The sequence below is a fragment of the Streptomyces sp. NPDC001515 genome, from assembly GCF_053597115.1.
In genome coordinates this window covers 75,365-102,143 of the sequence record NZ_JBSFHN010000022.1, presented here as the reverse complement: position 1 = coordinate 102,143, position 26,779 = coordinate 75,365, and the positions used below count along the sequence as shown (strand labels likewise).

Here is a 26,779-nt window from a genome sequence, read left to right as displayed (position 1 = left end):
CGGAGCGCGTCGCGGTCCGGGATTCTTCCCGTTGCGGGGGGTCGGCAGGGCTGGCTGCATCCTGAGAGGGTCGCAAGGGCGTCTGAATGCCCGGTAACGGCGACATGACATGCAGGAAGCGGTGAGTGGCCGTGTGTGGCGGCTCCGCCCGGGGCCGGGGCCCCGGGCGGGCTCGGGCTACGCCTCAGGCGTGGTGGCGGCGCAGCACCCGGAAGGCGAGCGCGGTGATGGCGGCGGTGAGGACGAGCAGGAGGGCGGTCTCGGCGAGCTGGAGGGGCCAGAAACCACCGCCGGGGCGGACGGCCCCCAGGGTCACGATCACCGCGGTGGAGACGACCGCGGTCAGGGCCATCGACGGAAGCGTGCGCCTGACCAGCAGGGCGATGAGCGCGCCGAGGGCGAGGCAGAGCAGGGAGCAGGCGACGGGTACGGGACCCATCGCCCGGTACACCAGTGGCTCGGACGACTGTACGGGGTAGTGCGTCGCGGACGTCCGGGACCAGCCCCACGCGTACACGGCGGACAGTGCGGCGACGCCGGCCACGGTGACCGCTGCGGGTACCGCGAGCCTGGCGGCCAGCCAGTCGGCGGGGCTCACGGACTGGCTCCAGGAGAGGCGGTAGGTGCCGTCCTCCAGTTCCCGGCCGATGACCGGTCCCGCGACGAAGAGGCCGATGAGCACGGGCAGCGCCGTCATGGCCAGCCCTGAGTAGTCGAAGAGCCGCCCGTAGTGCAATTCGACGCTGAGGAGGTGGCGGACCTGGATGCCGCAGCCCCGGACGGTGTGCTGCACCGAACAGCCGGTTCCGGCGAAGTCGTCGGCGGCGGCGGACACGAACCACCAGGCCCCGGCGACCAGGGCGGTCCAGGCGAGGACGAGGGCGCCGCCGATCCACGGCACCAGGCGGTGCTGCCGTGCGACGAGCCGCGCCGGACCCCGCAGGGAGACCGCGCTCATGCCGCCACCGCCTGACGGGCCGTCGTGTCCGTGGTGAGCAGCGCGGGCGCCTCGGGGGAGCGGAGATGGGCCAGCAGGACTTCCTCCAGGGAGGGTTCGGTTCTGTTCCAGGCCGCGTCCACCGGGCCCTCCGGGCGGACCAGTGCGGTCAGCGTCCGTCCCGTGGTGCGGGACTCGACCACCGTGTGCGGCGCGAGGGCCCGTACGGGGCCGGTGAGCAGGGCGTGTGCGGCGATGAGGTCGTCCGTCCCGCCGCCGAGGCGGACGCGGCCGCCGTCGACGAGGAGCAGGTGGTCGCAGGCGCCCTCCAGCTCGCCGATGATGTGCGAAGACATCACGATGGTGGTCCGGCGCTCGGCGGCCTCGGCCATCAGGACGCCCATCAGCTGGTGGCGGGCGAGGGGGTCGAGATCGGCCATCGGCTCGTCGAGGAGCAGGAGTTCGGCCCGTTTGCCGAGCGCGAGGGCCAGGGCGAGCCGGGTGCGCTGGCCACCGGACAGCTCGCGGACCTTCGCGTCGTAGGGCAGCGGTCCGGCGACGCGCTCGGCCGCGTCCCGGTCCCAGCCGCCGGGGTTCAACTCGGCCCCCGCCCAGAGCGTCCCGGCGACCGTCAGCCAGGGGTACAGCGGCTTGTCCTGGGCCACGTACGCCATCCGGGCACGGGCCTCACCGGCCGTCGTGCCGAGCACCCGGATCGTCCCCTCGGCCGGGCGCAGGAGCCCCGCCGCCAGGGTGAGCAGGGTGGACTTGCCGGCGCCGTTGTGGCCGACGAGCGCGCAGACCGCGCCGGCCGGCAGCCGGAACGCGCAGTCGCGCAGCGCCCAGCCGCCCCGCCTGCGCCGGTATCGCATGCCGAGGCCGTCGGCCTCGATCGCTGAACCTGTCATCGGTCCTGGTCCCCCTCGAATGTCCTGTCCAGTACGGCGGTGAAGAGCGCGCTCACGTCGTCCCGGTCGAGTCCGGCGGCCCGCGCCCTGTCCGCCCAGTCGTCCAGTTCGGCGCGCAGCGGGGAGTCGTCACCGGCCGCCGCGCCGCCGAGCGTTCCGGTGACGAAGGTGCCGAGCCCGCGGCGGCCCTCGACGAGTCCTTCGCGTTCCAGCTCGCGGTACGCCTTGAGCACGGTGTTCGGGTTGATCGCGGTGGCCTCGACCACTTCCCGGGCGGTGGGCAGCCGGTCGCCCGGCTCCAGCAGGCCCAGGCGCAGGGCCTGCTTCGCCTGCTGGACGATCTGGAGATACGTGGCGACGCCACTGCGCCGGTCGATGCGGAACTCGACTGCCGCGGAGTCTGCCATCGTCACCCTTTCACTAATTAACTAGTGAAAGGGTGACGTGAAAGAGGGGCGGCGTCAAGCGACGCCGCCCCTGTGAGTGCCCCGCCCTCAGGACTCCGTGCGGTACATCAGGTCGACCTCGTGGGTGGTGAAGCCCATCCGCTCGTAGACCGTCACGGCGGCCGTGTTGTCCGCGTCGACGTACAGCATCGCCGTGGGCAGGCCCTCGGCGGCGAGGTGGCGCAGCCCGATGGCGGTGAGCGCCTTGCCGAGGCCGCCGCCCTGGGCGTCGGGCCGGATGCCGACCACGTACACCTCGCCCAGCCGCTCCTGGGCGTGCACCTTGGTCCAGTGGAAGCCGATCAGTTCGGGGGTGCCGTCCTCGCCGGCCCGTTCGGCCAGGAAGAACCCCTTCGGGTCGAACCACGGCTCGGCCTTGCGGTCGTCGAGGTCGCGCTGGCGCAGCGCGCCCTGTTCGGGGTGGTGGGCGAAGGCGGCGCTGTTCACCGCGAGCCAGGCGGCGTCGTCCTGGCCGGGCACGAAGGTGCGGACGGTGACGCCCGGCGGCAGGACCGGCTCGGCGATGTTCAGCGGATTCAACGGCCTGCGGAGCTGGCGCAGTTCGCGGAAGAGGGAGAGTCCGAGCACCTGGGCCAGATGGCGGGCGGCGGCCTTCCCGCCGTGCGCCCAGACCCGCAGCCGCTTGCCCGTGGCGGCCAGCAGCGCGGCGCCGAGGGCCCGTCCGTGGCCGTGGCCCCGGTGGGCCGGGTGCACGACGAGTTCGGCGGCCGGGGCCTCGACCGGGTCGGTGTCCTCCAGTTGCGCGTACCCGACGAGTGTGCCGCCGGCCGTCAGCAGGAAGTGCCGGACGCCGTCCCGGTGCCCGCCCCGCAGTTGGAGCCGTCCCTGCTCGGACACGGCCTGCCGGCCGTCGGAGCGCGCGGCCTCGGCGAGGAGCCCGGCGACGGCTTCCGCCTGGTCGGGGGTGAGGGTGTCCAGGGTCTGGATCTCGCGTCCGGGAGCGGGGAGGGGTACGTCAGTCGTCATGGATACGAGCGTACGGGCCCCTTGGGCGGGGGGCGGCGAGGTTGGGGCGGGGTTTGCTTGCGGGGCCCCCGTGTTCGGGGTTCCGTCCTCAATCGCCGGACGGGCTTGTTTGTGCGGGTTTCCCGTGGGGTGCGCCCAGGGTCGTCGTGTGGGGTCCGGGGTCCCTCCGGGGCGTCTCCTCGAACGACGAACGTGCGGGCACCACGCGTACGGACCCCGGTCTGTGTTCGTCGTTCTGCGGGGACTCCCCTGCACGCCCCCGGACCCGGCCGTCGTGCGTCTGCGGCCCGGGATTCGCCGGCGGGGGGAGGGTAACCGGCGGGGCGCGTTCGTGGGCCTCAGGCCCCACCGGGGGGAAGACGCCCGACCGGCCGGTTGGGGGCGCGCAGGGGAGTCCCCGCAGGAAATGGCGTACGACCCGGGTCCCCTTGCGCACCCGGGTGCACACGCCATTTCTGAGGAGTCTCCCCGGAGGGGCACCACCCACCACCCACCGGACACAGGCGCACCCGCACCCGGAGGGCCCCGCTCCATTTGGGCGATTGGCCCCGTTCCGATCGTGCGGCAACCAGTTCGTAACCCCAAACATCTGTCGCGCTACGCGCGTTGACCCTAGGCTGCGCACGCAGTATCCAGTTTCAGACGTGGCTCGATCGTCACACCTCCCGCTGAACTCACAAGGGGTCCGATGTCAGCGACACCTCAGAAGAACCGCGCGTCCCGGCGGGCGCTCGCCGCCGTGGCCGGGCTCGCCACGATCGGCGCGCTCGTGGCCGCGATGCCGGCCGGCGCCCAGGAGCACCCCGGCAAGGGGAAGGGCTCCACCGTCGACGTGCAGCTGCTGTCCTTCAACGATCTGCACGGAAATCTGGAGCCGCCGGCCGGCTCCTCGGGCGAGGTCAGTGAGAGGCAGGCCGACGGCACCGTGGTGCCGGTCAAGGCCGGCGGCGTCGAGTACCTCGCCACGTCGCTGCGCACCGCGCGCAAGGGGCACCCGTACTCGATCACCGCGGCCGGCGGCGACATGGTGGGCGCGAGCCCGCTGCTCTCCGGGCTCTTCCACGACGAGCCGACCATCGAGGCGCTCAACAAGATGAACCTCGATGTGACGAGCGTGGGCAACCACGAGTTCGACGAGGGCGTCACGGAGCTGCGCCGTCTCCAGAACGGTGGCTGCCACCCGGTCGAGGGCTGCTACGAGAAGGGCAAGAAGTTCAAGGGGGCGAAGTTCCCCTACCTCGCCGCCAATGTGACGGACGAGAAGACCGGGAAGCCGATCCTCAAGCCGTACACGGTGTGGCAGAAGGGGAACGTCAAGATCGGCTTCATCGGGGTGACCCTGGAGGGCACGCCGAACATCGTGACCGCCAACGGCGTGAAGGGGCTGACGTTCCACGACGAGGTCGAGACGATCAACAAGTACGCCAAGGAGCTGGACCGCCAGGGCGTCAAGTCGATCGTCGCGCTGATCCACGAGGGCGGCGCCCCGGCCTCGTCCTCGTACAACTACGACTGCGACAGCAACGGCCCCGGTGACGGCATCTCGGGTCCGATCACCGAGATCGCCAAGGGCATCACGCCCAAGGTCGACGCGCTGGTCACGGGCCATACGCACCAGGCGTACGTGTGCACGATCCCGGACCCGGCGGGTAACCCGCGCCTGGTCACCTCGGCGGCCTCGTTCGGCAAGCTCTACACCGAGACGACGCTGACGTACGACCGCCGTACCAACGACATCGTCCGCACCTCGGTGGCATCGGCCGGTGCCGGGAACCCGAAGGCGGCCAACCACGTCGTCAGCCGCACACAGAAGGCAGCCGGCGACATGTACCGGCTGATCAAGCGCTGGAACACCCTGGCCGCCCCGATCGCCAACCGCCCGCAGGGCTACATCTCGGCGGACATCAACGGCCGCGGCTCCACCGCGCCGGAGAAGCCGCTCGGCGACCTGATCGCCGACGCCCAGCTGGAGGGTCTGGCCCCGGCCGACAAGGGCGGGGCGGTCGTCGCGTTCATGAACCCCGGCGGCATCCGCGCGGACCTCGTGTACAAGGCGACGGGCGGCGAGGGCGACGGCGTCGTCACGTACGGCGAGGCGTTCACCGTGCAGCCGTTCACCAACATGATGAACGTCGTCGACCTGACCGGCGCCCAGCTGGTCTCCGCGCTCCAGCAGCAGGTCAGCGGGTCGAACGAGGCCAGCCCGAAGATCCTCCAGGTGTCGAAGGGGCTCACCTACACCCTGGACATGACGAAGTCGGGCGCGGCCCGGGTGGTCACGGACACCATCCGTCTGAACGGTGAGGCGATCGACCCGGCCAAGACCTACCGCGTCGCCATGAACGAGTTCCTGGCGGGCGGCGGCGACGGCTTCGCGGCCCTCGGCCAGGGCACCAACAAGCTCGTGGGCGCCTCGGACCTGGACCTGTTCAACGCCTACCTGGCGGCCCACTCCACGGCCGCCGCCCCGCTGGCCCCGCCGGCCGCGGACCGGATCACCGTCATCAAGTAGTCCGGAACCACACCGGGCGCGATGCGCGGGCGGGGGCGAAGGCCCCGGCCCGCGCATCCGTCGTTTCCCGGCGTGTGCTCCCTTCCCGCACGCGCGCCCCTCCCTGCACACCTGGCACAGACCCCTGCACGCGCGGCACATTCACCCGCTCCGGAGCGGCCTAGTCTCCTCGGCGGACGGTGCCCTCCTTCCAGGGTGCCGCTCCGATGGCGCGGTACGAGATGGGTCGGCGGACCCGTGTCGTACCGCGTCCTCGCATGTCATTCCCCCGGGGGCTCCGGCGGTGGCTGGGGCGCTCCGGGGAGGCGGAGGGTGGCTGTGGTGCCGCCGCCCTCGGCGGGGAGGAGGGTGACCTCGCCGCCGGCCTGCTGCACGGTGCGGGCGACGATGGAGAGGCCGAGGCCGGAGCCGGGGAGCTGCCGGGCGGACGGGGAGCGCCAGAAGCGCTCGAAGACATGGGGGAGTTCGTCGGCGGGGATGCCGGGGCCCTGGTCGCGGACCGTCAGCTCGCCCCGGTGCAGGACGACGGTGACGGTGCCCCGGGGCGGGCTGAACTTCACCGCGTTGTCCAGGACGTTGACGATCGCCCGTTCCAGCGCGGCGGGCTCGGCGCGGACGTACCAGGGGGCCAGCTCGGCCGTGATGGTCAGCTCGGGGCCGCGCAGCCGGGCGCGTTGCAGGGCGGTGCGGGTGATGTCGTGCAGGGCGACCACCTGGAGGGGGCCGGACTTGGCGGCGTCGGGGCGGGCCAGTTCCTGGAGGTCGCCGATGAGCGAGGCCAGCTCGGTCATCTGGGCCTTCACGGAGGCCATCAGCGCCTTGCGGTCGTCCGGCGGGATCGCGCGGCCGGTCTCGTCGCTGCGGGCGAGGAGTTCGATGTTGGTGCGCAGCGAGGTGAGCGGGGTGCGCAGTTCGTGGCCGGCGTCCGCGATGAGCTGTGCCTGCCGGTCGCGGGAGGTGGCGAGGGAGGACGTCAGCGAGTTGAACGAGCGCGAGAGGCGGGCGATCTCGTCCTCGCCCTCGACGGGGATGCGGACGGTCAGGTCCTCGGTCCGGGCGACGTGCTCGACGGCCTCGGTCAGCTCGTCGACGGGGCGCAGTCCGGAGCGGGCGACCCAGAGCCCGGCGGCGCCGGCGCCGAGGACGCCGATGCCGGAGACGAGGAGGAGCACCCAGGCGAGGGTGGTGAGGGGTTTGTCGATCTCGCTGAGGGGGCGGGCGAGGGAGACGGCGAGGTCGATGGGGCCCTTCACGGGGGCGGTGTAGACGCGCATCTCGACGCCGTTCGCGTCCTTCGCCGTGCGGAGCGCGTCGGGGCGGTCGTGGGTGACGACGGCGAGGTCCGCGTCGCTGACGGGGAGCTTGGAGGAGCCGGGCGCGAGGCAGACCGTGCCCTGGGCGTCGATGAGCTGGACGGTGAGCCCGGAGTAGGGCCGGGGCGGGATCTGGTTGGCGCCGCGGCAGTAGTCGTAAAGGTTGGTCAGATAGCGGGCGTCCACATTGGAGCCGCGCAGGGTCGAGTCCAGCTGGTTCTGCAACTGCTCCCGCGTCACGAACCAGCACGCCGCCGCCACCGCCGCGACCGCGACCGCGACCGCCGTGGCGATGAGGAGGGCGAGGCGGGAGCGGAGCGGCAGGGCGCGGATGCGGCGGAGGGGACCGGTCATCCCTCGGCTCCGCCGGAGCGCAGGGCGTAGCCGACGCCCCGCACGGTGTGGACGAGGCGGGGTTCGCCGCCGGCCTCGGTCTTGCGGCGCAGGTACATCACGTACACGTCGAGCGAGTTGGAGCTGGGCTCGAAGTCGAAGCCCCAGACGGCCTTGAGGATCTGTTCGCGGGTGAGGACCTGGCGCGGGTGGGCGAGGAACATCTCCAGGAGGGTGAACTCGGTGCGGGTGAGTTCCACCCGGCGCTCTCCCCGGGTGACCTCGCGGGTGGCGAGGTCCATGCGCAGGTCGGCGAAGGAGAGGGTGTGGTCGTCGGGGACGGGGGCGCCCGCCGCGGCCGCGTAGGAGCTGCGGCGCAGCAGAGCGCGGATACGGGCGAAGAGCTCGTCCAGTTCGAAGGGTTTGACGAGGTAGTCGTCGGCGCCCGCGTCGAGTCCGGTGACGCGGTCGCCGACGGTGTCGCGGGCGGTGAGCATCAGGATGGGCGTGGTGGTGCCGGTGGCGCGGATGCGGCGGGCGGCGGTCAGCCCGTCCATCCGCGGCATCTGGATGTCGAGGACGATGAGGTCGGGGGCGTACGTCTCGGCCTTGGCGAGGGCGTCGAGACCGTCGACGGCGACCTCGGTGCCGTATCCCTCGAAGGCGAGGCTGCGTTGCAGGGCCTCGCGCACGGCGGGCTCGTCGTCGACGACGAGGATGCGCTGGGGACCTTCCTCGGCGGGGCTCATCGCTGTCGCGTCCTCTTCTCGGTGCGTGCGGTCGGGGGCGGGTGCCAGTTTCTCAGCCCCGCCCGCTCAGGAGCCGTCGCCGGCCCGCAGACCGGCGAGGTCGGCCTTGAGGGTGTTGACCGGGATGGCGAAGCCGAGGCCGACGCTGCCCGCACTGGAGCTGCCCTGCCCCCCGGCGGAACTCGCCGAGTACATGGCCGAGTTGATGCCGATGATCTCGCCGTCCATGTTGATCAGCGCGCCGCCGGAGTTGCCGGGGTTGAGCGAGGCGTCGGTCTGGATGGCCTTGTACGTGGTGGTGGAGTCGCCGGTGTCGCCGTTGAACTGCTGTCCGCCGAACTCGAAGGGCCACTGCCGGCCGCCGCCCTGGTTCCCGTTCTCGTCGCCGCCCTCCTTGGCGACGGTGACGTCGCGGTCGAGCGCGGAGACGATGCCGCTGGTGACGGTGCCGGTCAGGCCCTCGGGGGAGCCGATCGCGACGACCTGGTCCCCGACCGCGACCTTGGAGGAGTCGCCGAGCGTGGCGGTCTTCAGTCCGCTCGCGCCCCGGAGCTTGATGAGGGCGAGGTCCTTGTCGGGGTCGGTGCCGACGACGTCGGCGGTGTACTTCTTGCCGGCGGAGAGCGTGACCTCGATGGAGGTGGCGCCCGCGATGACGTGGTTGTTGGTGACGATCTCGCCGTCGGCGGTGATGACGACGCCGGAGCCGGTGGACTGGCCGGAGGTGGAGGTCGCGGCGATCTCGACGATGGTCGGGGAGAGGGCGGCGGCGACGCCGGAGACGGTGCCCTTGCTGCTCTGCGAGACGGTGGTGCCGGGGACGATTCCGCCGCCGGCGGGCGTGGCGGTGTCGTCGGTGATCCGGCCGAGGAGCGTCGCGGTGCCGCCGCCGACGACCGCCGCGGCGAGGGCCACGGCCGCCAGCAGGGCGACCGGGCGGCCGGCCCGGCGGCGGGAGGGCGCCGGTCCGGGGGAGTGCGGGGCCGGGGCGGCGCCGTGGAAGCCGCCGTCACCGGATCCGGGCCACCCGGTCGTGCCGTGGCCCGCGTCGACCGGCGGGGCGGGCCGGTATGACGGCGGCGGCGGGTAGGCCGCTTCGCCGTTGCCGTACGAGGGGTACATCGGGTACTCGCCGCTCGGGCGCTGGCTCTCTGTCATGACCAAGAGCCTGTCCGGCCAAGATGAGAGGAGCGTGAGCACGCGCTGAGAAGCCCGGCAGAACCTCGTATGCCCGATATAAAGACCGGGCGGGGGCCGGTACGGGGTCCGGTGCGCCGGGAGGGCTCAGAGCGGCTTCGGGGGTTCCCCGCAGCCGCAGGAGCGGCGGACGACGAGGGCCGAGGGGAACTGCTTCAGCCGCTCGCGCCGTGAGCCGGAGACCCGCAGCGAGTCGTCGAGGACCAGGTCCACCGCGGCCCGTGCCATCGCCGGACGGTCGGAGAAGACCGTGGTCAGCGGCGGGTCGGTGAGACCGGCCTCCTTCACGTCGTCGAAGCCCGCGACGGCCAGCTCGCCGGGCACGTCGATGCGCAGTTCGCGCGCGGCCCGCAGCACGCCGATGGCCTGGTCGTCGGTGGCGCAGAAGATCGCCGGCGGCCGGTCGGGGCCCGAGAGGAGGTCCAGGGCGACCCGGTAGGCGTCGTAGCGGTTGTACGGCGCCTGGAAGAGGCGGCCCTCGGTGGAGCGCCCCGATTCGTGCATGGCCCGGCGCCAGCCCTCGATGTGGTCGGCGACCGGGTCGCCGACGGACGGCGTGGACTCCATGCCGCCCAGACACGCCACATAGGCGTTGCCGTGCTCCAGGAGGTGGCGGGTGGCGAGCTGGGCGCCGCCCACGTCATCGGTGACGACGGCGACGTCGTCGATGGCCTCGGGCCGCTCGTGCAGCAGCACGACCCGGGCGTCCCACGCCTCTATCTCCGCCGCCGCCCGCTCGCTGGGGCCCTGGCTGACGAGGATCAGGCCGGAGACCCGCATGCCGAGGAAGGCGCGCAGATAGTGCACCTCGCGCTCGTCGCGGTAGTCGGAGTTGCCGACGAGCACCATTTTCCCGCGTTCGGCGGCGGCCTGTTCGACCGCGTGCGCCATCTCCGCGAAGAAGGGCTGCCGGGCGTCCGGCACGATCATCCCTATGAGGTCGGTCCGCCGCGAGGCCATGGCCTGGGCGACCCGGTCGGGCCGGTAGCCCAGCTCCTTGATCGCGGCGAGCACCCGCTCGCGCGTGGCCGGGGCGACCGGCCGGGGTCCGTTGTTGATGACGTAGCTGACGACCGCGGTCGACGTCCCCGCCAGTCTCGCCACATCGTCCCGCGTCACCTTGGCCACGCGCGGCAGTCTACGCGGATGGAACTACCTCTTGACAGGCCGGACCGGGGCTTCTTCCGTGACGTCCGACATCTCCGACTGCTCCGAACGGGTGGGGGTTTCGGTGCTCTCCTTGGCCGCGCCCGCCTTGGCCTCCTCGGCGGCCCGTTCCACCTTCTCCGGGGCGACGAAGCGGTATCCCACATTGCGGACGGTGCCGATGAGGGATTCGTGCTCCGGGCCGAGTTTGGCGCGCAGCCGGCGGACGTGGACGTCGACGGTGCGGGTGCCGCCGAAGTAGTCGTAGCCCCAGACCTCCTGGAGCAGCTGGGCGCGGGTGAATACCCGGCCCGGGTGCTGCGCCAGGTACTTGAGCAGTTCGAATTCCTTGAAGGTCAGGTCGAGTACCCGGCCCTTGAGTTTGGCGCTGTACGTGGCCTCGTCCACGGAGAGGTCGCCGTTGCGGATCTCCATGGGGGAGTCGTCGGCGGTGATCTGCTGGCGGCCGGTGGCCAGCCGCAGCCGCGCCTCGACCTCGGCGGGGCCCGCCGTGTCGAGCAGGACGTCGTCGATGCCCCAGTCCGCCGTGACGGCGGCGAGACCGCCCTCGGTGACCACGAGGATCAGCGGACAGCCCGGCCCGGTGGACCGCAGGAGCTGGCAGAGCGACCTGACCTGCGGCAGGTCGCGGCGGCCGTCGACGAGGATGACGTCGGCACCGGGGGTGTCGACGAGAGCGGGGCCCTCGGCGGGGGCGACCCGCACGCTGTGCAGCAGGAGGCCGAGGGCGGGGAGCACCTCCGTCGACGGCTGGAGGGCATTCGTCAGGAGCAGCAGAGAACTCATCGCCGTCCACCTGCCCGGTCGGTCGGTCGGTGATCGTGCACGGTTGGCTCGCCCATTGCGTCGGTCCTCCTCGTTCCCTGCGAGAGGGGCACTCCCGGGGCGGAACCCGGGGGAGTATGCGGCACTGCTTCGTACGCTGTGTCCTGCTCGGCCGTACGACCGGTGGTCGTACGGGTTTCGCCTGTGCGGCCCGCACCCAGGAACGCTGAGCTTGTCGAAACGTCTCCGTAACAACACGCGGAAAGCACAAAAGGACCCGGGGGCTGCATTGCCCGGATCCTCTTCCCCGCAGAATAGCCCACATGACTTCAGTGTCCGAGGGGCGAATTCGTGGTTGCGCTGTTCCCTTGATCACGCGCGGGCCGCTGCGGACGACATTGCGGGCGGGTGACGGGGTCCCGATCGAGGCGGTGTACGAGCCGTGTACGGCAGGTGCCGGTGCGGCGGACGGGACGGTCGGGGCGGGTACGGCGATCGTGCTCGCGCACGGATTCACCGGTTCGGCCGACCGCCCGGCGGTGCGGCGGGCTGCGGCGGTGTTCGCCCAGCGTGCGGCGGTGGTGACGTTCTCCTTCCGGGGGCACGGAGGGTCCGGCGGTCGGTCCACGGTCGGGGACCGCGAGGTGCTGGATCTGGCGGCGGCGGTCGCCTGGGCGCGGTCGCTCGGACACACGCGGATCGTTACGGCGGGCTTCTCGATGGGCGGTTCGGTGGTGCTCCGGCACGGGGCGCTGTATACGGCCCCCGGTGTGCGCGGGGAGGGCGGGGGGCGCACGGAAGCGCACGGGGAGGCGCACGCCGATGCGGTGGTGTCCGTGAGCGCTCCCGCGCGCTGGTTCTACCGGGGGACGGCACCGATGCGCCGGCTCCACTGGATGGTCACCCGCCCCACCGGCCGGCTCGTCGGGCGCTACGGCTTCCGCACCCGGATCGACCACCGCCCGTGGGCCCCGGTCCCGCTCTCCCCGGTCGAGGCCGCCGGGCGCATCGCCCCCGCCCCGCTGCTGATCGTCCACGGCGACCGGGATCCGTACTTCCCGCTCGACCACCCGAGGATGCTGGCCGGCGCGGCGGGCGGGGCCGCCGACCTGTGGCTGGAGCCCGGGATGGGCCACGCGGAGAACGCGGCGGACGAGACCTTGCTCACCCGCATCGCCGACTGGGCGACGGACCGGTGACGCGGGTGAACCATGATGGGCAGCTGACGCGAGACGAGGAGAGGAGCGCCGCCATGCCTGCGGGAACGATCCGCTACTGGGCAGCAGCCAAGGCAGCAGCCGGAACCGCGGAGGAGCCGTACACCGCCGCGACGCTCGGGGAAGCACTCGACGCGGTGCGCGCCGCGCACCCCGGTGAGCTGAGCCAGGTGCTGCGACGGTGTTCGTTCCTCGTCGACGGTGACCCCGTCGGGACCCGGAGCCATGAGACCGTACGCCTTGCCGAGGGCGGCACGGTCGAGGTGCTCCCGCCGTTCGCAGGAGGGTGAACCGGAGAACATGAGCAGCGATCAGCAACAGCCGTATCCCCAGGACCCGTACGCCCGGGACCCGTACCCGCAGGATCCGTACACCCAGCATCCGTACGCCCCGCGGCAGCCGTATCCGGCCCCGCAGCAGCCGTATCCGTACGGGCAGGACCCCACCGGGCAGGCGTACGGCGGTCACGGCCACCCCGACCCGGCGTACGGCGCCCAGGGCCACCAGGCACAGGCCCACCAGGACCCGGCGTACGGCGCCCAGGGCGCCTACGACCCGCAGGGGGCGCCCCAGCCGCAGCCCGGGGACGGGTGGCGGTCCGGGGAGCAGGGCGTCGCGCAGACCTGGGAGGGCCAGACCTGGGACACCCAGTACCAGCCGACGGTCCGGCCCGGCGGCCCCGCCCCGGTGCCGGCCCCCGACGCGGAGCAGACGGCGTACCTCCCCCCGGTGCCGGCCCCCGAGGCCGAGCAGACGGCGTACCTCCCGCCGGTGCCCGTTCCGGCGGTGGACGCGGCCGAGACCGCGTACCTGCCTCCGGTGAACGCGGCCGAGGCCCCGTATCCGGCGCCCGTTCCGGCGGCGCACGCGGCCGGGACCGCCTCCGTGCCTCCGGTGGCCCCGGCGCACGCCTCCGGCTCCTACCCGCTGCCGCCCGAGGTGCCCGCGGCCCCCGCCGCGCCGGCCGCACCGGCCTCCGCGTCGGCGGCCGACGGCTACAGCGCGCCCACCACCCTGGGCAACAGCCGGATCACCGACGCCCAGCGGGCCCGCGCCGAGGGCCGTTCGCCGATCATCCCGCCCGGGACGCAGCCGGCCGCGATCACCGCCGGGCTCGGGCTGCTGCTCGCGCTCGGCGCCGCCCTCGGACCGTACGCGCTGGCCGTCCCGCTGGTGCTGCTCCAGGGACTCACCGCCGCCGGCTGGTTCCGGCTCAACGGGATGTGGCCCGCCCGCCAGGGCATCGCTCTGGCCTTCGCCGGCGGGCTGGTCGCGGACGTGGCGCTGCTCGCGGCCGGCCGGGACGACGGTCCGGCCGCGATCCTGGGCACCCTCGGCGTCTGGGTGCTGCTCACCGTCGTGCTCCAACTGCGCAGCCACGCGGGCGCCGACGAGCGGATGCAGGGGCTGATGGCCACCCTCGCCTCGGCCGCGCTCGCGGTGCTGGCCGCCGGGCTCCTCGCGGCCGTCCCGGACGCCGTGACGGCCGGTTCCGTCGCCGTCGCCGCCGCCGTGCTCGTCCGGGCGCTCCCGCTGCCCGGGCCCGCCTCCGTCGTGGGCTCGCTCGCCGTCGCGGCGGCCGGGGGCGCGGTGGGCGGAGCCCTCGCCGGTCTCGGCGGGTCCGGGGGCGCGCTGCTCGGTCTGGCCGCCGGGGTCTGCGCGCTCGTCGGACTGCGCGTGGCCAGCTACGACTACCCGTCGCGGTTCGTCCACATGACGGCCGGGGTGGCGCTGCCGCTCACCGCCGCCGTGCCCGCCGTCTACCTGGTCGGGCGGCTGCTCGGCTGACGCGGGGACGGGAGACGGGCGCGCCGCGCCACCGGGACGAAGCCCTCCACGGGGAACCGCTGGGGGGCTTCCGCACGTCGATCACCGGGGGCGTGACGCGCCGGCCGTCGCCGGACCGCGCGGGGCCGCGCCCGGGACCGTACGGGCGTGAGGTGGGGGAAGGACAGGCATGCGTGCACTGCGAATACTGCTGGTCGTCTTGGTGGTCCTGGCCGGACTGTTCACGGCCGTGGACCGGGCGGCCGTCTGGTTCGCCGAGTCGCGGGCGGCCGACCGCGTGGAGGTCTCCGGGGCGACCATCGGGTCCACGGACGTCTCCATCAAGGGCTTCCCGTTCCTGACCCAGGTCCTCGGCAAGGAGCTGGACGAGGTCGAGGTGAGGGTCGACGGGATCGAGGCGACCGCCGGGGGCCGCGCGCTGCGCATCGACCACATGACGGCGGACCTGCACCGGGTGCGGCTGTCCGACGGCTTCTCCGGGGCGACCGCCGACCGGGCCACCGGGACGGCCGTCGTCTCGTACGCGGATCTGACGAAGGCGGCCTCCCAGGGCGTCGTCGTCGAGTACGGCGGCAAGGGCAAGGTGAAGGTGACCGGTTCGGTGAACATCCTCGGCCGGACGCTCACCCGCAGCGTGCTGTCCACGGTGACGCTGGTCGACGGCCACACCGTGCGGGTGCACGCCGACAAGGTGCCGGGCGAGGGGATCCCGGGCCTCGAAGGGCTCGTCCGCGAGAAGACCGACTTCGAGCGCGAGGTCGGCACCCTGCCGAACGGGCTGAAGCTGGAGCGGATCGAACCGACCGCCGCCGGTCTGGAGATCTCCGTGACGGGCACCGACGTCCGCCTCGCGGGCTGACCACCTCGCCCGGCCCGCTCCGTACCGGCCGGTCCGCCCGCCTCACCACATACTGAGACGGCGGAGTCCGTTCCGCAGATGGTGCTCCGGGCCCGTCGGGCACGCGGAGCCCCGGGCGGCCGGTGCACTCCACACTCGTCCCACATGCCGGACGATCGTGTCTCAATATACGACACAACGGTGACATGGCCGCCCGGACGTCCCTACGATCGGACCCATGCAGTGCTCTATTAGCGGTCTCCGTCAGCGGGGACAGGCGGATCTCACGAAGCGGCGGGCAGTGGACCTGTGCCGCGTCGCCGCCATGCTCTGTCGCACTGTCTGAGCGGGACCTCCGCCGTCCCGCATTCCCTGGCCTCCGACGCGTCCGTCGAGGCCGTCCCGCGTGGCACCTGTGCACGCGCCGACCGCGCCGCGTACGTCCGGAATCACCACGCACCATCGCGCACCACTCGCATCATCCCGCCGCAGACTGCCCCGGAGGAGAACAGCATGAGCCGCAGTGACGTCCTGGTAGACGCCGACTGGGTCGAGGCCCACATCGACGACCCCCAGGTCGCCCTCGTCGAGGTCGACGAGGACACCTCCGCGTACGAGAAGAACCACATCAGGAACGCGATCCGGATCGACTGGACGAAGGACCTCCAGGACCCGGTCCGCCGCGACTTCATCGACCAGGCCGGCTTCGAGGCGCTGCTGTCCGCCAAGGGCATCGCCAACGACACCACGGTCGTCCTCTACGGCGGCAACAACAACTGGTTCGCGTCCTACGCGTTCTGGTACTTCAAGCTCTACGGCCACCAGGACGTCCGCCTGCTCGACGGCGGCCGCAAGAAGTGGGAGCTGGACTCCCGCGACCTGGTCGACGGCGACCAGGTCCCGTCCCGCCCGGCCACGCAGTACAAGGCCCAGCCGCAGGACGAGTCGATCCGCGCCTACCGCGACGACGTCGTCGCCGCGATCGGCACCAAGAACCTGGTCGACGTGCGGTCGCCCGACGAGTTCAGCGGCAAGCTGCTCGCCCCGGCGCACCTCCCGCAGGAGCAGTCGCAGCGCCCCGGCCACGTGCCGAGCGCCCGCAACATCCCGTGGTCGAAGAACGCCAACGACGACGGCACGTTCAAGTCGGACGAGGAGCTGAAGGCCCTCTACGAGGCGGAGCAGGTCGATCTGTCGAAGGACACCATCGCCTACTGCCGCATCGGTGAGCGCTCCGCGCTGACCTGGTTCGTGCTGCACCAGCTGCTCGGCCAGGAGAACGTCAAGAACTACGACGGCTCGTGGACCGAGTACGGCTCCCTCGTGGGCGTGCCGATCGAGCTCGGCGCCAACAAGTAATCCCGTACGGCCGGTTCGTCCCGCGGACCGGCCGTGCCACCCGGACCGGCACGACCCCCGACCAGAAGGACAGAACCATGTGTGGAGCAAAGGCCGGCGGCCCCGACGCCTCGACGATCAAGCCCGGTGAGACCACCATCCAGGGCAGCGTGACCCGCAACGGCGAGCCCGTCACCGGGTACGTCCGCCTGCTGGACTCGACCGGCGAGTTCACCGCCGAGGTCCCGACCTCGGCGACCGGACAGTTCCGCTTCTACGCGGCCGAGGGCACCTGGACGCTCCGCGCCCTGGTCCCCGGCGGCAGCGCCGACCGCACGGTCGTCGCGCAGACGGGCGGCCTCTCCGAGGTGGCCATCGCCGTCTGAGCGGGGCCGGCGGGTCGCTGCCGTCGAAACCGGCCGAAGGGCCGCACCCCAGGGGGTTGGACGCTTCCTGAGCGGGGTGCGGCCCTTCGCGCCGTCCGGACCGGGAACGGGACGGGCATCCGTGGGCCTGTCCGCGATCGGGTGCGTGATCCGGTCCGTCCTTGGACCGGCCGGGTGACGGAAACGGGCCTACGCTGGAGTCATGTACCGCCGACGCCGGCGCGCCTACTTCCTCATGATGGCCGGATGCCTCGTGCTCTTCGTCTCGGCCTGGGCCTTCGTGCGGCTCTGGTCGATGCCCGCCGCCATCGCGATGTGCGTGGTGGCGATGGTGATCCCGCCCGTCGCGGCGATGGTCGCCAACCGGAAGGGCCCGGAGGACCGCTGGTGGGACGAGCCCGAGAGGCGGGCCCGCCCGCCCGAGCGGACGCGTACGGACCGGGAGCCGCCGGTGAGGCAGGGGCTCACGGGCGATCCGGAATCGGACGCCTGGTGGGACGAGCTGGACGGCAGGCACCGCCGCTGAACCACCCCGCCGGAGCGGTTCGCGCCGTCAGTAGACGAGGGCCTGGACGCCGTCCGCCATGATCTCGCTGACGAAGACCTGCGCGCCCGCGATCCGTACGCCCTCGAGGACGTCCGCCTCGGTGATGTCGCGCCGGGCCGCGCACTGGGTGCAGAGCGTGATGAGCCCGCCCGCCTGGATCGACTCGATCAGGTCCGGCAGCGGTGCCGCGTGCGGCAGTTCGAACTCGGCGGCCCGCCCCGGCAGCGCGAACCACGCGGACTCGCCGGTCAGCCAGAGCGAGACCTCCACCCCGCTCGCCACGGCCACCGCCGCGACGGTGAACGCCTGCGAACAGCGCTCGGCGGAGTCGGCACCTGCGGTCACCTTGATCACGAGCTTCTTCGGCATATGCCGAACTGTAATCCCCTTCCGCGCAACCCCGTTGGCGCCCCGGCGGTCAGGTGGATGCACAGGTAACGGAACCCGTGCCCCAGGTCTCGTGGGGGGACCCCAAAAGTGAATCCGAACGACACAGTGTCCGACGAGCAGGCGCAGCCGCCTGTTCCCGTGGGGGTGGCGGAGCCGGCGGTACCGCCGGAACCGGCCGCTCGGCCGGGGCGGCGTCCGCGCGGGCGTACCACTCTGATCATCGCGGCAGCCGCCGTGCTGGGCATCGCGGCCGGTGCGGCCGTCGGCTACGACATCCAGGCCGGCCGCGCCCCGACGCCGCTCGCCGCGCTCTCGCAGCCGGGGCTCGGGTACCCGGCGAAGGCGCTGCCCGCCGACCGGGTGCCCGATCCGCTGCCCGCCTCCCAGGACCGCCGGGTCCGCACGGACGGCGATCTGCGCAAGCTGCTCCTGCCCCGGCCGGCCGGCTGGCGCACGAGCGAGGACGTGCCCGTGATCCGGAACGGCTGGGTCGCGGTCGACGACTACGTGCGCGACTTCGAGGACGACTCGTTCATGTTCGGCCGCCTCCTGGAGGCGGACATCCGCCGGGTCGCGGCCACCGCCTGGCAGAAGGGCGAGAACCGCGCGGTCAGCGTCATGCTGGTGCAGTTCCGGGCCGGTACGGCCATGTCCGCCGCCCTGCACTCCGCCGACCAGCGCGCCTACATGCCCGACCCGAAGCACGGCGCGGGCAATACCGGCGACGCGATCAAGGGCAGCCTCAACGGCCGCTACTACCTGTACAAGGTCGACCGCGAGCCGGGCTACCTCCCGCTCTACCGGGCCAGGGCCGTCTTCGACCGGGGCGACGTCATGGCCGACATCAACCTGATCGACACCGAACCGATCAGCAAGAAGGACATCCGTACGCTGGCCGAGCGACAGTTGGAGCGCCTGTGAGCAACGACGCCGTGCCCGAGCCCGTTCCGGACGCCGTGCCCGAGCCCGTTCCGGACGCCGAGCCCGCGCCCGTTCCGGAAGCCGCGCCCGCAGCCGTTCCGGACGCCGTTCCCGAAGCCGTGCCCGGCCCCGTCCGCCGGAGCCGCGTCCGGCGGGTGGCGCTCGCGGCGGTCCCCGTCGTGCTGGTGCTGGCCGCCGTCGCCGGAGCGGGCGTGTACACGAAGACCGTGGCCGACGACGCCGACCGCACCGTCCCGACCAGCCTCTGGTACGAGGACGAGCAGGGGCCCGGCCCGGACCCGGCCGGTGACGTCTCCAAGGGCCGGACCACCACCGAACTGAGCAAGCTGCTCCTGCCGGTCCCCCGGGACTTCCGGCTCGGCCCGGACTCCGGGGTGCACGGCAACGACAGCGAGATCGGCGGACGCGCGGCCACCGCCGAGATGAAGGAGGCCGGCCGGGGGCTGGCCGGCAAGCAGCGCAGGGAGCTGGAGAAGCGGATCGACAAGCTGCGCATCCAGGGCCTCGCCATCCGGACGTACACGGCCGACACCAACGACCTCCTCGTCAAGACGGAACTGATGCGGATGAAGGACACCAAGGCCGTCCGGGACCTCTACACGATGCGGACGCACCTCTACGACGCCGTGGGGGCCTTCCGGAAGGGGCCGAAGATCACCGGCCACAGCGGGAACGCCCGGTGCTTCCTGGCGCCCGAGGACAAGGAGAGCGGGGTCGAGCGCATGACCTGCCTGGCCTTCGACGGCGAGACCACCCTCACCGTCACGGCGTCCGGCACCAAGCCCTTCCACACGTCCGCCGCCGTCGGCCTGGTGAAGGACCAGCTCGACCACCTCACGTCCCCGGGGGAGTACGTATGACCGAGCAGACGGCCGCACCGGCACCCCAGCCGCCGCCCCAGCAGCCCGAGCAGCCCGAACCGCCCCACCAGTCCGAGCAGCCCCAGCAGCCCCACCAGTCCGAGCAGTCCCAGCAGCCCGAGCAGTCCGAGCCGCCGCAGCTTCCGCCCATGCCGCTGCTGCCGCCGGCCCCGCCCCCCGTCCCGGCGGCGGTGCCGTCGGCGCCCCGGCCGCCGCGCCGGGCGCTGCGGGCGGTGGCCCGGTGGACCGCCGCCGTGCTGGTCTTCGGCGCGTTCGGTGCCGGTACGGCGTACGCCCTCACCTCGGCGGACCGGGGCGACGTCCCGGGCCTCGCCACCGAGAGCGACGGGCGCTGGGACTACCCCCGGCTGAGCCTGCCCGCGCTCCCGCCCGGATCGCCGCGCCCGTTCACCGAGGGCAACACCGCCGAGGTGCACTACGCCGACCTGCGCCGGCTGCTGCTCCCCGCCCCGGCCGGGGCGGAGCCGGACCCGAAGCTGACGGGCGGCTGGATCGGCACGGAGCAATTCGTCGCCGCGTTCGCGAAGAGCTCCCGCGCCGACCTCCGCGCCCAGCTCGGGGAGTCCACCGTGCGGCACATCGCGGCGCGCGGCTGGACCATGCCGGACGGCACGTCGACCCGGATCTATCTGCTCCAGTTCGACTCGACGGCGTTCGCCGACGACTTCCGGGACGCCCGGTACATCGGCTCCACGCCCGGGGACGCGCTGAACGGCGCGGAGCACATGGACCTGGACGAGACGTGGAAGGGCGGCGGGAAGGTCCCGGAGACCGCGACCTACGTCTTCGACGAGCCGAAGCCGTTCGGCGCGGCCCAGGTCCGCGAGGGCTTCGTGGTCGCGGGCGACACCATCGGCCTGGTCGTCCAGGAGCGGAAGGGCGGCGGGGGGACGCCGCGCGTCCCGTTCCACCAGACGCTGATCCTCCAGAACCAGCTGCTGGGCTGAGCGACGGGCCGGCCCCGGCACGCCCCGGAACGGCGTGCCGGGGCCCCACCCATTAGGCTGGGCCCCGGCCCCGTACTGCCGCCATACCGCTCGTTCAAGGAGCTCCACGTGCTTGAGGCATTCTTCTCCGCCCTGCTGGTCCTCGTGTGCCTGGGCGTGCTCGCCTTCGCCGGTGTGACCGTGAAGAAGCTGTACCAGGGCCAGCGCTAACCCCCTCCGCCTCACCGATCGATTGAGCCGCACATGATCGAGATCCCGTCCGACCTCCACCCGGACCTCGTGCCGCTGGCCTTCCTGCTGGGCAACTGGGCGGGTGCCGGGGTGTCCGACTTCCCCGGTGCCGAGAAGTGCAACTTCGGCCAGGAGGTCACCTTCAGCCACGACGGCCGGAACTTCCTGGAGTACGTCTCGCACTCCTGGATCCTCGACGACCAGGGCGACAAGGTCGCGCCGCTGGAGTCGGAGACCGGCTACTGGCGGATCGACAAGGACCGCAAGGTCGAGGTCGTCATGGCCCGCGACCAGGGCGTCATCGAGATCTGGTACGGCGAGCTGGCCGACAAGAAGCCGCAGATCGACCTGGTCACCGACGCGGTGGCGCGCACGGCGGCCTCCGGCCCGTACAGCGGCGGCAAGCGGCTCTACGGCTATGTGAACAGCGACCTGATGTGGGTCGGTGAGAAGGCCACCCCCGAGGTCGAGCTGCGGCCGTACATGTCGGCGCACCTGAAGAAGGTCGTCACCCCCGAAGAGGTCCAGGCCATGGCGAAGAGCCTGGGCGACCTCCCGGACGACGGCATCGCGTTCTTCAAGTAGTCCTCGGGCACCCCGTGGGGCCGTGAGCACCCCGGCCCTGCGGGGTGCCGTTTTCCACGCGGGGCAGGAGCGGCGGGCCGCACGCGCCCTAGACTGGAGCCTGTGGTGAGCACCGACTGGAAGTCCGATCTCCGGCAGCGCGGCTACCGGCTGACGCCGCAGCGGCAGCTTGTCCTGGAAGCGGTCGACACGCTGGAACACGCCACGCCCGACGCCATCCTCTCCGAGGTCCGGCGCACGGCGTCCGGGGTGAACATCTCGACGGTCTACCGGACGCTGGAGCTCCTGGAGGAGCTGGAGCTGGTCAGCCACGCCCACCTGGGCCACGGCGCGCCGACGTACCACCTGGCCGACCGGCACCACCACATCCACCTGGTCTGCCGCGACTGCGCGGACGTCATCGAGGCCGACGTCGGCGTCGTCGCCGAGTTCACCGAGAAGCTGCGCGAGGCCTTCGGCTTCGAGACGGACATGAAGCACTTCGCGATCTTCGGCCGCTGCGCGGACTGCACGGCGAAGGCGGCCTCCGCCGGGACGTCGGCGGACTCCTCGACGGCGGACTCCTCATCGGCGGACTCGTCGGCGGACGGGAACGCGGCGCCTGCGGAGGCCGCCGACCGCTGACCCGCGTCCGGGTGCCGCACGGGTGAACGGCCCGTGCCGGGACGGTCGTACGCTGGTCGTATGAAGAGCCCCCTGCTGTCCCTGCCCGGCGCCGTCCCCGCCGAAGGCCGCGACGAAGGCGTCGCCGCGCACTACGGCGACCTGTTCCGCGAGCAGCGCGCCCTCGCCGACGGTTCCGGCCTCGTCGACCTCTCCCACCGCGGCGTCGTCACCGTCTCGGGGAGCGACCGGCTGGCCTGGCTGCACCTCCTGATCACGCAGCACGTCAGCGAGCTGGCCCCCGGCCGCGCCACCGAGGCCCTGATCCTCACGGCGAACGGCCACATCGAGCACGCCCTGTACCTCGTCGACGACGGCGAGACCGTGTGGATGCACGTCGAGCCGGGCACCCGGGGCGAGCTGATCGCCTATCTGGAGTCGATGAAGTTCTTCTACCGGGTCGAGGTCGCGGACCGGACCGACGACTTCGCCGTGGTGTACCTGCCGGCCGGTTCGATCGCGGAGGCGCCCGAGGGGGCCGTCGTACGGGAGACGGCGTACGGCCGCGACCTGTTCCTGCCGCGCGCCGGTCTGGAGGCGTACGCCGCCGCGAACGGCCCGGTGGCCGGGGTCCTCGCGTACGAGGCGCTGCGCGTGGAGGGCCACCGTCCCCGGCTCGGCTTCGAGACCGACCACCGCACGATCCCGCACGAGCTGGGCTGGATCGGCACCGCCGTCCACCTCCAGAAGGGCTGCTACCGGGGTCAGGAGACCGTCGCCCGGGTGCAGAACCTGGGCAAGCCGCCGAGGCGGCTGGTCTTCCTGCACCTGGACGGCAGCGAGGTCGTGCTGCCCGGCCACGGCACCCCCGTGCGGCTCGCCTCGGACGGCCCCGAGGGCCGGCAGCTGGGCTTCGTCACCAGCTCCGCCCGCCACCACGAGCTGGGACCGATCGCGCTGGCGCTGGTGAAGCGGAACGTGGCGGTGGACGCGGAGCTGCTGGCCGGGGACACGGCGGCGGCGCAGGAGACGGTCGTCGAGCCCTGAGGGCTCGCGCGCACCGTCGGGGGCTCAGACCTCGATGAGGACGGTGAACGGGCCGTGGTTCGTCAGCGAGACGCGCATGTCCGCTCCGAACCGGCCCGTCTCCACGTGCGCGCCCAGCGCCCGCAGCCGCGCCACGACCTCGTCGACCAGCGGTTCGGCGACCTCGCCGGGCGCCGCGGCGTTCCAGGTGGGGCGGCGGCCCTTCCGGGCGTCCCCGTAGAGAGTGAACTGTGAGATCACCAGAAGCGGCGCGTTCACGTCGGAGCAGGACTTCTCGCCCTCCAGGATCCGCACCGACCAGAGCTTGCGGGCCAGCTGGGCCGCCTTCTCCGGGGTGTCCCCGTGAGTGACTCCGACCAGGACACACAGGCCCTCGCCGACTATTTCGCCGACGACGTCCGTGCCGTCGCGCCCGTCACCGGCGCCGGCCACGCTGACGCTCGCGCCATCCACCCTCTGTACCACTGCACGCATACAGACCAACCTATCTTGGGCTGAACGGGTACAGAGCACCTCCACGGGACCCCTCGGAGTGGCACCATGCACGGAGGCGGTGTGCCGACGCACCGGTCGAGGGGATGGACACAAGCATGAGCACGTATGGAACCGGGCAGTCCCCGGGCACAGTGCCGGTTGCGCGCCCCGGCGTCAACAGCGGTGTCAGTACGAGTACCGGTACGAGTGCGGGCATCGGCACGGGGACGTCGGGCGCGAGCACCCTGCGCCCACCCGTGCAGCGGACCGGGCACGGGTCCGAGGAGGGGCCCGGCGGCCCGGGGCCGGATCTGGCCGGGCTGCGGCTGCCGGAGCTGCGGGCGCTGCGGCGCGAGTCGCAGCGGGACGAGGCGGACCTCAGCTATGTGCGGCGGCTCGTGCAGGGGCGGATCGATATCCTGCGGGCGGAGCTGGCACGGCGGCGCGATCCGGAGACCCCGGTGGTGGACCGGCTCTCCGAGATCCTGGCGGACGCCCCGTCGCCGCATCGTTCCTCCGCCCGGCACGTCACGCTCGGCCCGCCGCGCAGCGACGAGTACCGCAGGCTGGCGGCGGAGACCCTGGCGGAGGTCGAACTGTCCGACCTCGACGCCCGGACGGACGAAGAGCTGCACACCGCGATGGGGCGGCTGGTCCGCTACGAACAGCAGGTTTCCCGGCGCCGGCACCGGCTCCAGCGCACCGCGGACGATTGCGGGGCGGAGATCGCCCGCAGGTACCGTGACGGAGAAGCACAAGTAGACGACCTGCTCGCCTGAAGCGATCCTTCCGGGGGCGGGTCCCGCCCGTCCCCGGAAGGCCACCATGACCTCCAGCGCAGCTCCGTCCGTCATATCCGAGCCGGGCGCGGTCCCGCCGGTCCCGCCCGTTCTGGCGGAGGTCGTCCGCTCCGGTTTCGTCGAGGGGCACCACCGGGGCTCCCTGGTCCTGCTGGACGCGGACGGCGGCGTGGAGCGGACGCTGGGCGATCCGTACGCCCCGGTCTTCCCCCGCTCCTCGAACAAGCCGATGCAGGCGGCGGCGGTGCTGCGGGCCGGTCTCGATCTCTCCGGGGAGCGGCTGGCGCTGGCCGCCGCGAGCCATTCCGGCGAGGGCTTCCACCTCGATCTGGTCCGCACGATGCTCGCCGAGCACGGGCTCGCCCCCGACGCTCTCCAGACCCCGCCGGATCTGCCGCTGGACCCGGTGGAGGCGGAGGCGTATCTCGCGGCGGGGCACGTGCGCGAGCGGATCACGATGAACTGCTCGGGCAAGCACGCGGCGATGCTCGCGGTCTGCGCGCGCAACGGCTGGGACCCGGCGACCTATCTCGACCCGGACCACCCGCTCCAGCGCCTCGTCCACCAGGTGGTGGAGGAGGCCGCGGGGGAGCGGGTCGCGGCGGTCGGCACGGACGGCTGCGGGGCGCCGCTGATGGCGCTGTCGCTGGTGGGGCTCGCGCGGGCGTTCCGTACGTTCGTGACGGCGGCGCCGGGGACGGCCGAGCGGCGGGTGGCGGACGCGATGCGGGCGCACCCGGAATACGTGGCCGGGACCCGGCGGCCCGACACCTGGCTGATGCGTGAGGTGCCGGGGACGCTGTCGAAGATGGGCGCGGAGGCGGTGCAGGCGGTGGCGCTGGCGGACGGCCGGGCCCTCGCCTTCAAGATCGACGACGGCGCGGGCCGGGCGCTGGGCCCGGTGCTGGCGCGGGCGCTGGGGCTGCTGGGCGTGGACGCCCCGGTGGTGGCGCGGATCGGCCGGGCGCCGCTGATGGGCGGGGCGGCGGAGGTCGGGGAGATCCGCGCGGTGTTCTGAGGGGGACCGGGGCCCTGTACACCCGCCTCCGGGCCTGCCGGGGGCCTTCCGCCCTGCCGCGCACCCGTACGAAAGGCGGGCGGCAGGCCCGGCCCGCACCCGTACGAAAAGAGAGCGACAGGCCCGGTCCGGCTGTTTAGCGTGAGGGGCATGACCAGCCTCGATGTCCGTCCCCTCCGTGAAGCCGAGTTCGCCGAGTGGCTCCGCGCCCTGAATACCGGCTTCCTGCGGGTGCCGACCCCGTCGCGGGAGGAGGTGGAGGGCCGGCTGCCGCACATGGACCTGGCGCGGGTGCGGGGCGCCTTCGACGAGGGGCGGTGCGTGGCGACGTTCCGATCGTTCGCCCAGGAGCTGACGGTGGTCGGCGGGGCGACGGTGCCGACGGACGCGGTCACGAACGTCACGGTGACCCCGACGCACCGCCGGCGCGGGCTGCTCACGCGGATGATGGCGGCGGACCTGGCCGAGGCCAAGGAGCGCGGTGATGTGGCGGCGACGCTGATCGCCGCCGAGTACCCGATCTACGGGCGGTACGGGTTCGGGCCCGCGGCCTGGACCACGGAGTGGGAGGTCGACGTCCACCGCACCGGCCTGGATCTCGGGGCCCGGGTGCCCTCGGCGGCGGACGGCGGCCGGATCGACCTCGTGGACGGGGCCGAGGTGCGCGCGCTCGGCCCGGCGCTCCACGACCGGCTGCGGGCCGCCCGGCACGGGGTGGTGAGCCGGGGCGCGCGGTGGTGGGACCTGTACACCGGGCAGGCGCTGTTCCCGGGCGACCCGTGGACCGAGCCGTTCCACGCGGTGTACCGGTCGGCCGACGGCAGCGTCGACGGCCTGCTGACGTACCGCGCGGACGGTGCCTGGGGCGACGCCAAGCAGCCGCTGAACCGGGCGACCGTGCGCAACCTGGACGCGGTGACCCCGGAGGCCGAGCGGGCCCTGTGGCACTACCTCTGCTCGATCGACTGGATCGCCGCGGTCCGCACCGGCCACCGCGCCCCCGACGACCTCCTTCCCCTCCTCCTCCCGGACCCCCGCGCCGCCCGCACCGTCACCCACGCGGACTTCCTCTGGGTGCGCGTCCTGGACGTCGTCCGGGCCCTGGAGGCCCGCACCTACGCCGCCCCCGGCTCCCTCGTCCTCGACGTCCACGACGCCGCCGGGCTCGCCCACGGCCGCTTCCACCTGGACGCCTCCCCGGACGGCGCGACCTGCGCCCCCACCACCCGCCGCGCCGATCTCGCCCTGGACATCCGCGAACTCGGCACCCTCTACCTGGGCGACGAGTCCGTCACCCGACTCACCGCGCTCGGCCGCGTCGACGAACTGACCGAGGGCGCGGCGGCCCGCGCCGACACGATGCTGAGGGCGGGACGGCGGGCCTGGTGCCCGGACGTGTTCTAGGCGGCGGACGGCTGCCCTCGCCCAGCTCT

29 protein-coding genes are annotated in these 26,779 nt (G+C 72.9%); 18 read left to right on the top strand and 11 right to left on the bottom strand.

Annotated features, from left to right (window positions below):
* Positions 1–184 precede the first annotated feature (184 nt).
* The 4 genes from ACWCXC_RS23520 to mshD form a co-directional block, all read right to left on the bottom strand.
* The gene (locus tag ACWCXC_RS23520) at positions 185–958 is read right to left on the bottom strand and encodes a hypothetical protein (RefSeq protein WP_450890447.1); all 774 of its coding nucleotides are present in this window, start codon (positions 956–958) and stop codon (positions 185–187) included.
* Complete coding sequence (locus ACWCXC_RS23515) at positions 955–1,845, bottom strand: ATP-binding cassette domain-containing protein (protein WP_450890446.1); 891 nt, start codon at positions 1,843–1,845, stop codon at positions 955–957. The genes ACWCXC_RS23520 and ACWCXC_RS23515 overlap by 4 nt, the downstream gene beginning before the upstream one ends.
* Entirely contained in the window at positions 1,842–2,252 is a 411-nt protein-coding gene (locus tag ACWCXC_RS23510) for a GntR family transcriptional regulator (protein WP_450890445.1), read from the bottom strand. The genes ACWCXC_RS23515 and ACWCXC_RS23510 overlap by 4 nt, the downstream gene beginning before the upstream one ends.
* 87 nt (positions 2,253–2,339) lie before the next feature.
* The gene (gene mshD, locus ACWCXC_RS23505) at positions 2,340–3,278 is read right to left on the bottom strand and encodes a mycothiol synthase (protein ID WP_450890444.1); all 939 of its coding nucleotides are present in this window, start codon (positions 3,276–3,278) and stop codon (positions 2,340–2,342) included.
* Between the two features lie 688 nt (positions 3,279–3,966).
* Here mshD and ACWCXC_RS23500 point away from each other — a divergent pair.
* The gene (locus ACWCXC_RS23500; RefSeq protein ID WP_450890443.1) at positions 3,967–5,790 is read left to right on the top strand and encodes a bifunctional metallophosphatase/5'-nucleotidase; all 1,824 of its coding nucleotides are present in this window, start codon (positions 3,967–3,969) and stop codon (positions 5,788–5,790) included.
* A 260-nt stretch (positions 5,791–6,050) separates the two neighbouring features.
* Here the strand turns inward: ACWCXC_RS23500 and ACWCXC_RS23495 are convergent, their stop codons facing one another.
* The 5 genes from ACWCXC_RS23495 to ACWCXC_RS23475 form a co-directional block, all read right to left on the bottom strand.
* The gene (locus ACWCXC_RS23495) at positions 6,051–7,457 is read right to left on the bottom strand and encodes a sensor histidine kinase (RefSeq protein WP_450684034.1); all 1,407 of its coding nucleotides are present in this window, start codon (positions 7,455–7,457) and stop codon (positions 6,051–6,053) included.
* Positions 7,454–8,185: a response regulator transcription factor gene (locus ACWCXC_RS23490; RefSeq protein ID WP_450684033.1), complete on the bottom strand. Its 732-nt coding sequence runs from the start codon at positions 8,183–8,185 to the stop codon at positions 7,454–7,456. The genes ACWCXC_RS23495 and ACWCXC_RS23490 overlap by 4 nt, the downstream gene beginning before the upstream one ends.
* 66 nt (positions 8,186–8,251) lie before the next feature.
* Positions 8,252–9,343, bottom strand: coding sequence for a S1C family serine protease (locus tag ACWCXC_RS23485; RefSeq protein ID WP_450890442.1), 1,092 nt, complete (start codon positions 9,341–9,343; stop codon positions 8,252–8,254).
* Positions 9,344–9,469: 126 nt separating this feature from the next.
* Positions 9,470–10,510, bottom strand: a complete 1,041-nt coding sequence (locus ACWCXC_RS23480) for a LacI family DNA-binding transcriptional regulator (RefSeq protein WP_383648119.1) — start codon at positions 10,508–10,510, stop codon at positions 9,470–9,472.
* 24 nt (positions 10,511–10,534) lie between these two features.
* Positions 10,535–11,335: a response regulator transcription factor gene (locus tag ACWCXC_RS23475; RefSeq protein ID WP_450684031.1), complete on the bottom strand. Its 801-nt coding sequence runs from the start codon at positions 11,333–11,335 to the stop codon at positions 10,535–10,537.
* A 302-nt stretch (positions 11,336–11,637) separates the two neighbouring features.
* On the opposite strand from ACWCXC_RS23475, the gene ACWCXC_RS23470 reads away from it, so the two are divergent.
* The 8 genes from ACWCXC_RS23470 (at position 11,638) to ACWCXC_RS23435 (ending at position 17,407) form a co-directional block, all read left to right on the top strand.
* Positions 11,638–12,513: an alpha/beta fold hydrolase gene (locus tag ACWCXC_RS23470; RefSeq protein ID WP_450684030.1), complete on the top strand. Its 876-nt coding sequence runs from the start codon at positions 11,638–11,640 to the stop codon at positions 12,511–12,513.
* Positions 12,514–12,566: 53 nt separating this feature from the next.
* Entirely contained in the window at positions 12,567–12,821 is a 255-nt protein-coding gene (locus tag ACWCXC_RS23465; RefSeq protein WP_450684029.1) for a MoaD/ThiS family protein, read from the top strand.
* A gap of 10 nt (positions 12,822–12,831) precedes the next feature.
* The gene (locus tag ACWCXC_RS23460; protein ID WP_450890441.1) at positions 12,832–14,319 is read left to right on the top strand and encodes a hypothetical protein; all 1,488 of its coding nucleotides are present in this window, start codon (positions 12,832–12,834) and stop codon (positions 14,317–14,319) included.
* Between the two features lie 169 nt (positions 14,320–14,488).
* The gene (locus ACWCXC_RS23455; protein ID WP_450684027.1) at positions 14,489–15,178 is read left to right on the top strand and encodes an LmeA family phospholipid-binding protein; all 690 of its coding nucleotides are present in this window, start codon (positions 14,489–14,491) and stop codon (positions 15,176–15,178) included.
* Between the two features lie 217 nt (positions 15,179–15,395).
* Positions 15,396–15,503, top strand: coding sequence for a putative leader peptide (locus tag ACWCXC_RS23450; protein WP_351392369.1), 108 nt, complete (start codon positions 15,396–15,398; stop codon positions 15,501–15,503).
* A 167-nt stretch (positions 15,504–15,670) separates the two neighbouring features.
* Positions 15,671–16,516: a sulfurtransferase gene (locus tag ACWCXC_RS23445; RefSeq protein WP_450684026.1), complete on the top strand. Its 846-nt coding sequence runs from the start codon at positions 15,671–15,673 to the stop codon at positions 16,514–16,516.
* A gap of 77 nt (positions 16,517–16,593) precedes the next feature.
* Positions 16,594–16,881: a DUF1416 domain-containing protein gene (locus tag ACWCXC_RS23440; RefSeq protein ID WP_148837139.1), complete on the top strand. Its 288-nt coding sequence runs from the start codon at positions 16,594–16,596 to the stop codon at positions 16,879–16,881.
* 202 nt (positions 16,882–17,083) lie between these two features.
* Positions 17,084–17,407: a DUF3099 domain-containing protein gene (locus tag ACWCXC_RS23435; RefSeq protein ID WP_450890440.1), complete on the top strand. Its 324-nt coding sequence runs from the start codon at positions 17,084–17,086 to the stop codon at positions 17,405–17,407.
* A gap of 27 nt (positions 17,408–17,434) precedes the next feature.
* Here ACWCXC_RS23435 and ACWCXC_RS23430 read toward each other — a convergent pair whose 3' ends face one another.
* The gene (locus ACWCXC_RS23430) at positions 17,435–17,797 is read right to left on the bottom strand and encodes a DsrE family protein (protein ID WP_383648149.1); all 363 of its coding nucleotides are present in this window, start codon (positions 17,795–17,797) and stop codon (positions 17,435–17,437) included.
* A 108-nt stretch (positions 17,798–17,905) separates the two neighbouring features.
* Here ACWCXC_RS23430 and ACWCXC_RS23425 point away from each other — a divergent pair, with 108 nt between their 5' ends.
* From ACWCXC_RS23425 to ygfZ, 6 genes are all read left to right on the top strand, one after another.
* The gene (locus ACWCXC_RS23425) at positions 17,906–18,739 is read left to right on the top strand and encodes a hypothetical protein (RefSeq protein ID WP_450684024.1); all 834 of its coding nucleotides are present in this window, start codon (positions 17,906–17,908) and stop codon (positions 18,737–18,739) included.
* Positions 18,736–19,620, top strand: coding sequence for a hypothetical protein (locus ACWCXC_RS23420; protein WP_450890439.1), 885 nt, complete (start codon positions 18,736–18,738; stop codon positions 19,618–19,620). The genes ACWCXC_RS23425 and ACWCXC_RS23420 overlap by 4 nt, the downstream gene beginning before the upstream one ends.
* On the top strand, positions 19,617–20,588 hold the full coding sequence (locus ACWCXC_RS23415; protein ID WP_450684022.1) for a hypothetical protein: 972 nt from the start codon (positions 19,617–19,619) through the stop codon (positions 20,586–20,588). The genes ACWCXC_RS23420 and ACWCXC_RS23415 overlap by 4 nt, the downstream gene beginning before the upstream one ends.
* Positions 20,589–20,831: 243 nt before the next feature.
* The gene (locus ACWCXC_RS23410; RefSeq protein ID WP_450684021.1) at positions 20,832–21,404 is read left to right on the top strand and encodes an FABP family protein; all 573 of its coding nucleotides are present in this window, start codon (positions 20,832–20,834) and stop codon (positions 21,402–21,404) included.
* Between the two features lie 102 nt (positions 21,405–21,506).
* On the top strand, positions 21,507–22,028 hold the full coding sequence (locus ACWCXC_RS23405; protein ID WP_450890438.1) for a Fur family transcriptional regulator: 522 nt from the start codon (positions 21,507–21,509) through the stop codon (positions 22,026–22,028).
* Positions 22,029–22,088: 60 nt separating this feature from the next.
* The gene (gene ygfZ, locus ACWCXC_RS23400; RefSeq protein WP_450684019.1) at positions 22,089–23,054 is read left to right on the top strand and encodes a CAF17-like 4Fe-4S cluster assembly/insertion protein YgfZ; all 966 of its coding nucleotides are present in this window, start codon (positions 22,089–22,091) and stop codon (positions 23,052–23,054) included.
* 24 nt (positions 23,055–23,078) lie between these two features.
* On the opposite strand, the gene dtd is transcribed toward ygfZ, so the two are convergent.
* The gene (gene dtd, locus ACWCXC_RS23395) at positions 23,079–23,528 is read right to left on the bottom strand and encodes a D-aminoacyl-tRNA deacylase (RefSeq protein WP_450684018.1); all 450 of its coding nucleotides are present in this window, start codon (positions 23,526–23,528) and stop codon (positions 23,079–23,081) included.
* A gap of 116 nt (positions 23,529–23,644) precedes the next feature.
* Between dtd and ACWCXC_RS23390 the strand changes: the two genes are divergently transcribed.
* The 3 genes from ACWCXC_RS23390 to ACWCXC_RS23380 all read left to right on the top strand — a co-directional run bounded on the left by ACWCXC_RS23390 (position 23,645) and on the right by ACWCXC_RS23380 (position 26,750).
* Complete coding sequence (locus tag ACWCXC_RS23390; RefSeq protein WP_450684017.1) at positions 23,645–24,307, top strand: RsiG family protein; 663 nt, start codon at positions 23,645–23,647, stop codon at positions 24,305–24,307.
* 46 nt (positions 24,308–24,353) lie between these two features.
* Positions 24,354–25,346, top strand: coding sequence for an asparaginase (locus ACWCXC_RS23385; protein ID WP_450890437.1), 993 nt, complete (start codon positions 24,354–24,356; stop codon positions 25,344–25,346).
* A gap of 150 nt (positions 25,347–25,496) precedes the next feature.
* Positions 25,497–26,750 (top strand): GNAT family N-acetyltransferase, encoded by a 1,254-nt coding sequence (locus tag ACWCXC_RS23380; protein ID WP_450890436.1) that lies wholly within the window; start codon positions 25,497–25,499, stop codon positions 26,748–26,750.
* Positions 26,751–26,779 lie beyond the last annotated feature (29 nt).